At 59.6% G+C, this 12,640-nt stretch carries 10 protein-coding genes; 1 reads left to right on the top strand and 9 read right to left on the bottom strand.

The window, feature by feature from the left end:
- Positions 1-7 precede the first annotated feature (7 nt).
- The 7 genes from CLG94_RS02085 to CLG94_RS02055 all read right to left on the bottom strand — a co-directional run bounded on the left by CLG94_RS02085 (position 8) and on the right by CLG94_RS02055 (position 7,364).
- Positions 8-514: an acyl-CoA carboxylase biotin carboxyl carrier protein subunit gene (locus CLG94_RS02085; protein WP_107561244.1), complete on the bottom strand. Its 507-nt coding sequence runs from the start codon at positions 512-514 to the stop codon at positions 8-10.
- Positions 511-2,013, bottom strand: a complete 1,503-nt coding sequence (accC, locus tag CLG94_RS02080; protein ID WP_107561258.1) for an acetyl-CoA carboxylase biotin carboxylase subunit — start codon at positions 2,011-2,013, stop codon at positions 511-513. The genes CLG94_RS02085 and accC overlap by 4 nt, the downstream gene beginning before the upstream one ends.
- Positions 2,014-2,123: 110 nt before the next feature.
- Positions 2,124-3,686 (bottom strand): acyl-CoA carboxylase subunit beta, encoded by a 1,563-nt coding sequence (locus tag CLG94_RS02075; protein ID WP_107561243.1) that lies wholly within the window; start codon positions 3,684-3,686, stop codon positions 2,124-2,126.
- 15 nt (positions 3,687-3,701) lie between these two features.
- Complete coding sequence (locus tag CLG94_RS02070; protein WP_107561242.1) at positions 3,702-4,610, bottom strand: PfkB family carbohydrate kinase; 909 nt, start codon at positions 4,608-4,610, stop codon at positions 3,702-3,704.
- 75 nt (positions 4,611-4,685) lie between these two features.
- Positions 4,686-5,552: an S-methyl-5'-thioadenosine phosphorylase gene (mtnP, locus tag CLG94_RS02065; RefSeq protein ID WP_107561241.1), complete on the bottom strand. Its 867-nt coding sequence runs from the start codon at positions 5,550-5,552 to the stop codon at positions 4,686-4,688.
- Positions 5,549-6,892 (bottom strand): tRNA (N(6)-L-threonylcarbamoyladenosine(37)-C(2))-methylthiotransferase MtaB, encoded by a 1,344-nt coding sequence (gene mtaB, locus CLG94_RS02060; protein ID WP_107561240.1) that lies wholly within the window; start codon positions 6,890-6,892, stop codon positions 5,549-5,551. Before mtaB ends, mtnP begins: the two co-directional genes overlap by 4 nt.
- Positions 6,876-7,364 (bottom strand): ribonuclease H-like domain-containing protein, encoded by a 489-nt coding sequence (locus CLG94_RS02055; protein WP_107561239.1) that lies wholly within the window; start codon positions 7,362-7,364, stop codon positions 6,876-6,878. Before CLG94_RS02055 ends, mtaB begins: the two co-directional genes overlap by 17 nt.
- Before the next feature lie 150 nt (positions 7,365-7,514).
- Between CLG94_RS02055 and ychF the strand changes: the two genes are divergently transcribed.
- Positions 7,515-8,591, top strand: a complete 1,077-nt coding sequence (gene ychF / locus CLG94_RS02050) for a redox-regulated ATPase YchF (RefSeq protein ID WP_107561238.1) — start codon at positions 7,515-7,517, stop codon at positions 8,589-8,591.
- A gap of 264 nt (positions 8,592-8,855) precedes the next feature.
- Here the strand turns inward: ychF and CLG94_RS02045 are convergent, their stop codons facing one another.
- Together CLG94_RS02045 and CLG94_RS02040 are read right to left on the bottom strand one after the other, a co-directional pair.
- A complete protein-coding gene (locus tag CLG94_RS02045) occupies positions 8,856-9,938 on the bottom strand; it encodes a phosphotransferase (protein ID WP_193450624.1) in 1,083 nt (360 codons plus the stop codon).
- A 101-nt stretch (positions 9,939-10,039) separates the two neighbouring features.
- A complete protein-coding gene (locus tag CLG94_RS02040; RefSeq protein WP_107561256.1) occupies positions 10,040-12,352 on the bottom strand; it encodes a Tex family protein in 2,313 nt (770 codons plus the stop codon).
- Between the last annotated feature and the right edge of the window lie 288 nt (positions 12,353-12,640).

Genomic DNA, 12,640 nt, shown 5'->3' with positions numbered 1-12,640 from the left:
CGTACAGTTACTCAATAATAATGAGGACATCGCCTCCGCTGACAGCGTCCCCTTCTTGAACCTTGATCTCTTTGATTACCCCAGGCCCCGAAGCTTTCAACTCGTTTTCCATCTTCATCGCCTCAATGACAATCACCCCTTGACCCGCACTCACCTCTTGCGCTGGTGAGACGAGTAACGCCACAACCTTTCCCGGCATCGGGGCCACAATCATCTGGCGGCCTCCTATGTCCTGGCGGGGAACCCCTGCACCTCTTCGGGGGCGACGCCCCTCCTCCTGGTACTCGATTCGGTGCAGCTTGCCCTCCACCCATACCGTAAGGACCCCCTCCGATTCTTCGACCACATCGGCCTCGTACGAGCGGCCCATCACGATAAGTGAGAGAAGACTGCCGTCACCAGCGCTGAAATCGACATCATAGGTCTTCCCGTCAATTTGAACCGGTACTGGCGATCCCGTACCCTTCACCGCGAGCCTGTGAATTCTGCCATGCAGATCAGCGGAGTAGGTCATCGTCGTCGCAGCCCATCCTGACGGCCGGCGAGCTTCCAGGCACTTTCCACCTGGCCGCCGGCCCCGATGGGCGAGGGGGCTGCGCGCTTCCTGGTATGGAGATAGAGCGCTCCAGCAATCAGCGCAATCTCCGCGAAAGCCTCGCCCTCTGGCTTTAGTCCGGTGGCCAGCCAACTCTCAAGAAATTCCGTATGGATCTGGCCCGTAACGAACTCCGAAAGATTAAGGACCTGTTGGTGGAACTGGATGTTAGTCTTCACGCCGAGTACGACATACTCAGCCAGGGCGCGTCGCATTCGCCCGATCGCCTCGCTACGGTCCCGTCCCCAGACGACCAATTTCGAGATCAGGGGATCATAGTAGATCGGAACCTCGCAGCCTTCGTAGATCGCGCTCTCGATCCGGATGCCAGGCCCACCAGGCGTACGCAGCGCCCGAATCCGTCCTGGCGACGGCATGAAGTTATTGAAGGGATCCTCGGCGTAGATACGGCACTCGATCGCGTGACCGTACAACTGGATCTCATCTTGCCGTACTGAGAGCGGTTCCCCAGCCGCAATCCGGATCTGCTCTTTCACCAGGTCAAGCCCGGTCACCATCTCGGTGACCGAATGCTCCACCTGTAGCCGCGTGTTCATCTCCAGGAAATAGAAGTTCCTGGACGGATCGACCAGGAACTCCATCGTTCCGGCATTCGTGTAGCCTGCGGCTCTGGCTATCCTCACCGCCGCCTCTCCCATCCGGTGCCTCAGTTCGAGGTCCACAAAGGGTGACGGCGACTCTTCAATGACCTTCTGGTGACGCCGCTGTAGTGAGCATTCGCGCTCCCCAAGGTACACCACGTTGCCCCGGGTATCGGCTATAATCTGCATCTCGATGTGGCGAGCGGAACCCAGATGCCGCTCCACATAGATGGCAGAGCTACCGAACGCAGAGGAGGCTTCAGAGCGAGCGGCGCGGATGCCGCTACCGAGCATCGCCTCGCTTGAGACGATTCGCATCCCTTTTCCGCCCCCTCCGGCAGAGGCCTTAATGACCACAGGCAGGCCAAGCTCTCGGACGGCCTCTCGTACCTCCTGATCGGTGAGGTCTCGGGTCGTCCCTGGGACGATAGGGACACCGGCATTGCTCGCCAGGTTCCGGCCGGCAGTCTTACCGCCCACCGCGCGGATTGCGTGAGAGGAAGGACCGATGAACACCAATCCTTCTTCCTCGCACCGCAAGGCGAACTCCGCATTCTCCGACAGGAAGCCATATCCTGGATGGATGGCATTCGTGCCTGACAGCTTCGCGGTCTCGATGATCCGGTCAACCTTGAGATAACTCTGGGGGGAAGGGGCTGGACCGATCAGGTACGCCTCGTCCGCCAACCTGACGTGCAGCGCAGCTCGATCGGCCTCTGAGTAGACCGCCACCGTGCCGATGCCCATCTCGCGACAGGCTCGGATCACCCGAACAGCGATTTCCCCACGATTTGCAATCAGGATCTTGTCAAACATGTGAATCAGCCGCCAGCTATCAGCATTCAGCCCCATCGTAGGGGCGCTGCTTGCTGCGCCCTTCTGGGGCAGGGCAAGCCCTGCCCCTACGATGGCTGAACGCTGCCTCTCTACAGTGGGATGTTCCCGTGTTTCTTTGGAGGGTTAGTCACGCGCTTTGTCCTCAGTGACCTAAGCGCCTTGATCAGTTTTGGACGAGTCTCTTTCGGCTCGATCACTTCATCGATGTAGCCCCGCTCTGCGGCAATGTACGGATTAGCAAATTTATCGCGGAACTCCGCTACCTTTTCCGTGCGGAAAGAAGCGTCATCAACCTCCTCGGCAATCTTCCGCTTATGCAGGATATTGACCGCCCCCTCTGGTCCCATAACGGCGATCTCCGCCGTCGGATAGGCAAAGTTGATATCGGCCCGCATATGCTTACTGCCCATCACGCAATAGGCGCCCCCGTAGGCCTTTCGGACGATGATGGTGATTTTCGGTACCGTGGCCTCTCCGTAGGCGTAAAGCAGCTTCGCTCCGTGCTTGATGATACCGCCATGTTCCTGGGCTGTGCCTGGGAGGTAGCCCGGAACATCCGTCAAGGTAATGATGGGAATGTTGAAGGCATCGCAAAAGCGGATAAAGCGGGCTGCCTTGACGGATGAGTTGGCGTCGAGGCAGCCAGCCAGCGCTATGGGCTGGTTGGCGACAAACCCGACCGACTGTCCCCCCAAGCGCCCAAAGCCAACCACCATATTCCGGGCAAAGTGTTCCTGAACCTCTAGAAACTCGCCGTCGTCCACCACCATGCGGATCAGCTCCTTCATATCGTACGGTCTGTTGGGGCTGTCTGGGATAAGGGCGTTCAGGGCATCCTCTTGCCGCTCCGGATCGTCACTGGACTCGCGGAGAGACGGGTCTTCCACGTTGTTCTGAGGGAGGTAAGAGAGGAGTTCCCTGATCGAAGCCAGGCACTCCTGCTCTGAATCGACAGCAAAGTGGGCAACACCCGACGTGGCATTATGGGTCATCGCGCCACCCAGATCCTCGAAGCTCACCTCCTCGTGTAAGACGGTCTTGATCACATCAGGTCCTGTGACGAACATGTGGCTGGTATGGCGCACCATGAGGACGAAGTCCATCAGGGCCGGTGAATAGACAGCACCGCCGGCGCATGGTCCCATGATGGCCGCGATCTGCGGGATCACCCCTGAGGCCAACGTGTTGCGGAGGAAGAGATCGGCATATCCCGCCAGCGAGACGACCCCCTCCTGAATTCTGGCCCCTCCAGAATCGCTCAAGCCGATGATTGGAGCACCCATCTTCATGGCCAAATCCATCACCTTGCAGATCTTGGCGGCGTGGGCCCCGCTCAGGCTACCGCCGAACACGGTGAAATCCTGGGCGAAGATGTAGATCTGTCGCCCATCGATCGTCCCGTATCCGATGACAACCCCGTCACCAGGGATCCGTTGCTGATCCATGTCAAAGTCGTGGCACTGATGGGTGACGAAGGCGTCCAGCTCGGTGAAACTCCCCGGATCGAGAAGCACGTCGATCCGTTCGCGCGCTGTCAGCTTCCCCGACTGGTGATGCCGATCGATGCGCCCTTGCCCGCCCCCTTGCATGGCGGCTTCGCGTCGGCGGCGCAGCTCTTCCAGCTTGTCCTTATGGCGCTCATTCGCCATCATGTTCTCCCCTTCGGCCTAAAGGTCTTCAAATTGCGTGAGGCGTTTGAACGCCTTGTACCTCGCCTCGATTTCAGGATAGGTAAGCCGTCGTAAGCGATCGAGCGAAAAGGCCTCAACGTTAAAAGAGGCCATTACCGATCCCATCACGATCGCCTTCCGGATGTTCTGCTCCTCGAAATTCATCGTATTGGCAAGATACCCGATGAATCCGCCGGCAAAGCAATCACCCGCTCCCGTCGGGTCAAACACCGAATCGAGTGGGAGCGCTGGCGCGGCAAACCACCCGCCCTTTCGGATCATCAGCGCGCCGTACTCTCCCCGCTTGATGACCAGCGAGGTGGGTCCCCAACTCAATATCTTTTGCGCCGCCAGGACCAGGTTCGGCTCTCCGGCAAGCTGACGGGTCTCGGCGTCGTTAATCAGCAGGATATCGACCAGCTTCAGGGTCTCCCGGAGCGCCTCGGGCTTCCCGTTGATCCAGTAGTTCATCGTGTCGGCCGCCACCAGCCTCGGCAGGCTCACCTGGCCAAGAACTTGCCGCTGCAGATCGGGATCGATGTTGGCCAGGAAGACCAACTCGCTTTCTTTGTACGCCTTCGGGATCTCCGGCTGAAACGCTGCAAACACATTGAGCTGCGTCTCCAGCGTCTTAGCCTCGTTCAGATCAAACCCGTACTCTCCAGCCCACCGAAAGGTCCGCCCAGGGACCCGAACCAGCCCTTCAAGATCAATCGACCGGCTCTTCAGAAACGCCAGGTGCTCTTCTGGAAAGTCCTCCCCCACTACTGCCACAACCCGAACATCGGTAAAGAAACTTGCCGCCACCGAGAAGTACGTCGCGGAACCACCCAGCGCCTCTTTCGCATTACCGAACGGCGTCTGGACGGAGTCAAGCGCGACCGATCCAACAACAAGGATACTCATAATGCGCCTCGCACCCCCTCTCTACCCCTCCCCCCTCCGAGGGGGAGGGAAGGGTGGGGGGGTACACTTCTCACGTTACTGAACATACTTCCCAATGATCGGCCGCAGTCGCTCGCGCACATCGGCTGGGATGGCGTCGCGAGCGGTGATGATCGCATCCTGCATCGCGCTCCCGCACGCGCAGCCTTCCCTGCCGGCCGGAAACGACGACACCGTGGTCTTGATGATGGCCTTGGCGGTCTCGGCGTTTTGCTTGAGGATAGCCACTACCGCCTCCACCGACACATCCTGCTCTGTCTCGTGCCAGACATCATAATCGGTCACCAGGGCCAGCGTCGCATAGCAGATCTCGGCCTCGCGGCAGAGCTTCGCCTCTTGCAGATTCGTCATCCCGATGACATCCACGCCCCAACTTCGATAGATCCGCGACTCGGCCCTGGTCGAGAACTGCGGCCCCTCGATGCACAGGTACGTGCCACCGCGATGTATTCTGGCCCCGACCGACTGCCCGGCGGCGAACAGCGACTTTCCCAGGATCGGACACGTCGGATCGGCGAAGCTCACATGGGCTACGAGGCCGCCCCCGAAGAAGGTGCTGACCCGCCCCTTCGTTCGATCGAAGAACTGATCTGGAATGACAATGTCCAGAGGCGGGAGATCCTCGCGCATGCTGCCCACCGCCGAGGCGGAGATTACCCACTCCGCGCCCAGGAGCTTGAACCCGAAGATGTTTGCGCGGAAATTCAGCTCGGACGGCATCAGGCTATGGCTGCGTCCGTGCCGCGCGAGAAACGCCACCCGTCGCCCTGCCAGGGACCCGATAATGTAGGCATCTGACGGCGCCCCAAAGGGGGTTTCGATGCGCCGCTCCTCAACCCGATCGAGTCCCTCCATTTCGTACAACCCGCTTCCGCCGATGATACCGATCAGCCCCTGGCTCATTTTCCCTCCGGCGTAGGTATGAAATCATCGGCACATCGCGCGCGCAGGCGCCCAACGGTCTCCCGTTCGGTCACCGCCTCGATGCTCAGATCGACCGTGCGACCGATGTACCCCTCAGCATCCTGGATTCCCACCGTGATATAATTGTCGGTCAGCGCCTCGATCCGCCCGGGTCGCGCATCCCGCCTGTCCAGGACGACAGCCGTGAACAACTGCCCGACCTGTGTCTGTCGAAACTTCTGCCACTTCGCTTCGCTCAGCGCCCGGATAGCAGCGCTCCTGGTTGCCCTCACGCTTTTAGGAACATGGTTCGGCATTGAGGCAGCGACGGTTCCTTTCCGCTGTGAGTAGCTGAACACGTGAAGATAGGCAATCGGCAGACGGTCGAGCAGCCGGTAGGTGTTCTCAAACTCTGCGTCCCCCTCGTCAGGAAAACCGACAATGATATCTGTCCCGATGGCGATCCCGGGGACCGCCTCCGCAAGCCGCTCTACCAGCCGGCGAAAATCGTCGGCCGTGTGCGGGCGTCGCATGCGCTTCAGGACAGCCTCATCGCCGCTCTGCAGTGGCAGGTGCAGATGACGGCAAAGGTTTCCGAAGCGATCAAAGAGGGCGACCAGATCCTCCCCCACCTCATGCGGATCGAGCGAGCTCAGACGCAACCTCGCGGGCGCCGCCACCTCCAGCATCCGAGCGACTAATCCGGCAATTGAACTGCCGATCGGCAGGTCGCGCCCGTACGTGCCCAGGTGAGTCCCGGTCAGGACCACCTCGGGATACCCGGCATCCACGAGGGCCCGCAAGTCTCGCATTGCGGCATCGTTCGTCTGACTCCGGCTCGGCCCGCGGGTCTCTGGTACGATACAGAAGGTGCACCGATAGTTGCACCCATCCTGGATCTTGAGCAGCGCCCGGCTCCGTGCTGCACCAATCGGTGGTGGAAGCGCGGTAAAGCGGCTTACCCGCTGTATGTCGCCGACGGCAATGAGCGGCGGCCTCCGGTCGCCCAGGCCCGATATTAGCGCAGGCAATTGTGCCTTCTCGCCATTACCTGCAACCAAGTCCACACCGGGGATTGCGGCAACTGCCCCGGAAGCCACCTGGGCATAGCACCCCGTAACGACCACACGGGCCAACGGGTTGTGGCGGATCGCTCGCCGGATCATCTGTCGCGAGTCGGCATCGGCTTCCTGCGTCACGGCACAGGTGTTGATGATGAAAAGATCGGCCGCTTCGTCAGGGCCAACCGCCGTGTGTCCATCCCGCCGTAGCGACTCCTGGAGGGCATCGCTCTCAGATTGATTCTGCCGGCACCCCAGGGTCTTAATCGCGACGCGCATACGTGCTTTCGAGCTCCACTAGCCGTGCTTCGAGGACCGGGAGGTTCAAAACATCCTCGCCGTTGTAGGTGAGGAGCACCTGTAGCGCCTCCTCATCACCGCCATCCTCATATCTGGACCATAGCCGCATCGCTTCAATGCCATCGACCCCCTTCGAACGCCGGGGGATACTGAGCTGCTCCTCTACCCGTTTCAGCCCGCCGAACAGGCGATGTCGCCAGCACGTATACATCAGGTCGTGGGATTGAAGCGTCGCGCGCAGGTCGAGGCCAAGACGGCGGCGGATCACCGGAAGGTCGAAGCGGCTGCCGTTATACGTACAGACCGTATCCACGCCTTCAAGCGCCTGCCAGACTGTGACATCGCTGATCTTTGTACCGACCAACTGAATCAGCCCTCGGTCGGCAGCATACAAGCCTACCACCGTAATGGCGCCATCGAACGAGGTTTCGATATCCAGGTAGGCCTTCATTGGAAGTTGAGCTTACCACAGGTCGGGAATATTTCAATTCAAAAGCACGAGGCCAGGCCGGTTTCGGTGGCGCGTACCCTGAGCCTGTGATACTGTGACAACGCCGTATGAGCGGCCTACGAGGTGGACCATAATCAGGAGATAGAGCAGATGCGCATCGGTATCATTGGACTGCCGGCCTCCGGCAAGAGCACCGTTTACCAACTGCTGACCCACGGCCAGCCAAGCCACCATGCGGGCCAGTTGGAGGCCTCGATCTCCGTCGTCAAGGTCCCCGATCCCCGTCTCGATCGGCTGGCTCTTATGTTCAAGCCAAAAAAGCTCACACCTGCCAGCTTCGAGCTCGTGGACTTCGCCCCGCTCGTGAAAGAATCCGGCAAACCCACGAGCCCTGGTGGACAGCTCCTCCCTCAGATGCGGCAGACCACTACCCTGCTCATGGTCGTTCGGGCCTTTGAGGACGAGCGGGTCCCCCACATCGAAGGGCGCGTCGATCCGGCCAAGGATGCGGACACACTACAGGCTGAACTGATCCTGGCCGATCTGGATGTGGTAGAGAAGCGAATCGCCAAGATCGAAGAGGCGATGCGAAAGGGGAAGAAGGGCGAGAGTCCTCAGGAGCTGGCCCTCTTGAAACGATGTTACGCAGCACTGCAGGAGGAAAAGCCCCTGCGCGGGATGGCACTGACCGCTGAAGATGAGCGCTTGCTTCGCGGCTTTCAGTTCCTTATGGCCAAGCCGAGCCTTCTGGTGGTCAACACCGGTGAAGAGGCTGATGGAGGGCCCGACGGCCTGAAGGCCCTACCGGCGATGGGGGCCTCTCAGTCAGCCCCAATGGCCATATCCGCCAAACTGGAACTGGAGTTGGCGGACCTGCCCCCTGATGAAGCGAGCGCCTTCTGTGCCGAGCTTGGCCTTGGGGCTTCCGCGGCGCCACGGCTGCGCCAGGCCTGCTATGACCTCCTTGGTCTCACGACGTTCTTTACCGTAGGCAGCGATGAGGTGCGGGCCTGGATGATCCCTCACGGCTCGACGGCGATGCAGGCGGCCGGGGCCATCCATAGCGACCTGGAGCATGGCTTCATCAGAGCAGAGGTGGTGGCCTACGAGGCGCTCGACCGCTGTGGGTCGCTGGCAACGGCCCGAAACCAAGGACTGCTACGCCTTGAGGGAAAAGAGTACCTCGTGGCTGACGGCGATATCATGACCATCCGCTTCAATGTCTGATTGGGCGTGACCCTACAGACTCACACCGAAACGCTCCAAGACCCACACGAGCGTAAAGTATGCGCCGACGGTAAGTAGGTCGGGTTAGCGTAGCATAACCCGACAATCCTATTCCATCCCTCAAATCCCACCCCCTCGATTTCTATCGCACCCTGTCCCCACTCCGCTGGATACATTCCAGCATGTGCTTCGTCGGGTTACGCTGCGCTAACCCGACCTACAGGCTCACTACTACCTTTTTCTATCTTGACATTAGGGTTTGCCTTACTTTCCTGCCGGTATGACCGCAAAGGCGTCGTGATCCTCAATCGCCGCGGCCGCTCGGCGGATGAGTTCGAGATTGCTCTCCAGGGGCATCATGTCACCGACCGCAAGCGTCACCACCATGGCTTCGAAGGGATAGAGGAGATGGGCGCGATATCTTTGCCGCAGCGTTGTGGAATCGAGAGCCGCGATCTGATGGTCCGCAAGGACTTGTTGATACCGTGCGAGGATGCGCGCTTCGCACGTCCGCCGGATTTCGGGTGTGAGCGCGGTGGCCAGGAAGTACGCGACATCGCCAATCCCCTCACCAATGCGGACGAGCTGCCAGTCGAGGAGTCCTGGTTGGGACTGCTGCCAGAAGAGATTGCCGGGATGTACATCGTGATGGACGAGGGTGCGTGGGCCGTCTGCAAGCACACGCATCACGTGGCAACGCCGGCGCGCATAGTGCGTAGCGGGGGCGTGGAGCGCTATGGGAACGGCGCTCCCGGCACGCCGTAACCCCCGTTGCATCAATGGCACTGCCATGGCTGTTCCCAGCCGATCTTCCCAGCGCCGGACAGGACCAGCCATCCAGCGATATTCATGGTCGAGGCTAGCTTTCTGCCAAAACTGCGCGTGGAGTCGGGCCAGTTGTTCGACCACCAGGGCCGCTTGCTCCGCCGTCAAAGCATCCCCGGGAGCGCCGGGGATAGCGCCATGCTCTGTCACGTCGGCAAGGACCAGTGTCGTACCCCGTCCGCATTGGCTCTGCGCCGCTAAGACGGTGGGCTGAAGTACCGGGACAGCCTGCGTTGTTTCTTGATAGAAACGCACTTCCGTCTGGAGGAGGCGAGGTAACGCCGTGATGCACCATGCTCGCCAAGACCGCGACGGCAGCTTCACGAACCAACGACGGGGCAACGCTTCCGGCCCATTGTGTTCAACCGCGACGCGTACCCGGGTGGTCGTCCCGATATCAACGGACAGGACATTGACCTCAGATACGGTGGCGTCGGCAGCATGTTGCGAAACGATGCGTTGCGCCCAGGCGACCGTCAAATCACTCGGTCGGCGAACGAGAATAGCCTGCGTCACGGGCATCGCGGTGTCTCACTTGTCCCACGTATTATTACGGGGTCGGATTGCGCGACGCTGCAGTCGATTGGTACTTCCAGGCATGCGGAAGATTCCGGCCCCACCCATTATGACTGATTCAACTTCGCGAAAGCCGCTGCCATCGCACCGCTTTGTTGTACTGCATCTGGTTTCGGTCGCGAGGCTTTGCCTACTCGATGCGCAATGGTGCCGTCAATCCTCGCTGTGACTTCGTCCGACAGGCGCATGGTCAGGGCAATGCGCTTGCGTGCGATATCGACCTCCAACACTTTGACCTTCACGACGTCGCCAGCCTTGACGATACTGTGCGGGTCTTTGACAAACTTATTGGCAAGCGCTGAGATATGGACGAGGCCATCCTGATGTACGCCGATATCGACAAAGGCGCCGAAATTGGTGACATTGGTGACGCTGCCTTCCAACATCATCCCGGGCTCAAGGTCTTTGAGATTTTCAACCCCTTCGCGGAATGTGGCGGCCTTGAACTCAGGTCGTGGATCGCGACCTGGTTTTTCGAGTTCCTTGAGAATGTCCTGTACTGTGGGCAGGCCGAATTTATCATCGGTGTATTTCTCGGGTTTGAGGGCGCGCACGGCCTTGCTGTCGCCGATCACTTCACGGATGCCCTTTCTGATGTCGGCGAGAATTCGCTCGACGACGGGATAGGCTTCTGGATGCACAGCCGAGGCGTCGAGCGGGTTGTCACTATTGTTGATGCGCAAGAAACCGGCAGCCAGTTCGAATGTTTTATCGCCCAGGCGGGGGACAAGCAGCAACTGCTTGCGGCTCTTGAAGGCGCCATGCTGATCGCGGTAGCTGACGATGTTACCGGCAAGTGTCGGGGTGAGACCGGAGATGCGAGTCAGTAGCGGCACGGATGCGGTATTGACGTCGACGCCGACCGAGTTAACGCAGTCCTCGATCACTGCGCCGAGCGACTTTGCCAGTTTGCCCTGATTCACATCGTGTTGATACTGGCCGACACCGATGCTCTTCGGGTCGATCTTGACCAGTTCTGCCAAGGGGTCCTGCAGACGGCGCGCGATGGAAACTGCACCCCGCAATGAGACGTCTATATCGGGGAATTCCTTCGAGGCCAGTTCGGAGGCTGAATACACGGAGGCCCCTGCCTCCGATACCACCACCTTGGCCAGTGTCAATTCGGGGTGGCGCTTGATGAGATCGGCGGCGAGCTTGTCGGTTTCCCGGCTGGCTGTGCCGTTGCCGATGGCGATCAACTCTGCACCGTGCTTTTGAGCCAACTGGCGAATAGTAGCAAGCGCACCTTCCCAGTCCCGGCGCGGTTCGTGAGGGTAGATCGTGGAGGTGTCGACGAGTTTTCCGGTCTTGTCTATGACAGCGACTTTGACTCCGGTGCGAATCCCTGGATCAAGACCGATAGTGATGCGCGGTCCGGCCGGTGCCGCGAGCAGCAGATCGTGAAGGTTGCGGGCGAAGACCCGGATGGCTTCTTCCTCGGCACGTTCCCGCATCTGGTTCATCAGTTCAAGCTTGAGGTGCAGCGAGAGCTTGACCATCCAGGCCGAGCGCGCCGAGTCCAGCAACCACTTGTCCGCCGGGCGTCCTTTGTCGGCGATGCCGAAATGGCCTGCAATCATGGCTTCGCAGGGCGAGGCACGCGGCGGCTCTTCAAGTTCAGGTTCGGTCTTCAGCGCCAAACGCAGGATCTCCTCGTTGCGGCCTCGCAACATTGCCAGAACCCGGTGCGATGGAGCGCTTTTGATTGGTTCACGGAAATCGAACCAGTCGCGGAACTTGGCGCCTTCTGTCTCCTTGCCCTCGGCCACCCTGGAGACGATCAGTGCATTATCGGACAGGTAATGACGCAGCCCGTCAAGCAGCCTGGCATCCTCAGAGAACCGTTCCATCAGGATCTGGCGCGCCCCATCGAGCGCGACCTTGACATCCTGTACACACTGCTCCGGCGGTTCAATGTCAGTTCGAACATATTTTGCGGCTTCAATCTCCGGAACTAGTGTTGCATCGCCTAACAGGGCATCGGCCAAGGGCTCTAGACCTGCCTCTCGAGCAATCTGGGCCTTGGTGCGTCGTTTGGATTTATAGGGCAAGTAGAGGTCTTCGAGGCGCTGTTTGGTCTCGGCACCATCGATCCCGGCTTTCAACTCGGCAGTCAGCTTGCCCTGCTCCTCTATGGACGCAAGCACTGTCGCACGGCGCTCTTCGAGTTCGCGCAGATAGGTCAGTCGTTCCTCAAGCAACCGCAGTTGGATGTCGTCGAGCTCGCCGGTGATTTCCTTGCGATAGCGGGCTATAAAGGGAACGGTGGCACCCTCCTCGAGCAATTGAACCGTGGCAATGACTTGGGCGGGCTTGACCCCGAGCTCGGTGGCGATGCGGTGTTCGATGGTTTGAAGCATAGGCGATTTGATCAGTTGGAGAGAAGGTAGCATCGACCGTCCTTGGTTTGTTATAACTACAAGGTGTTTAGGCTGTAGGCTGAAGGCTGTTAGTCATTACGCATGGACCGAATCAAGGCGCCCGGAACCTTTTCGGTCTCCATTATTTTCGCGTCACATTAGGAAACGCCTGGCTCATCCGTGCGCGTTCCTACAGTCTATCTACCTCGTGATTACTAATTTTCTTCACACTATTCACGTTGTTTACCGATCCGTTTTCCTTATCCACTGCTTGCACCCTTTATCCAC

Origin of the sequence: Candidatus Methylomirabilis limnetica (assembly GCF_003044035.1) — a bacterium.
Taxonomy (GTDB): Bacteria; Methylomirabilota; Methylomirabilia; order Methylomirabilales; family Methylomirabilaceae; genus Methylomirabilis; species Methylomirabilis limnetica.
This window is presented reverse-complemented; position numbering and strand designations above follow the sequence as displayed.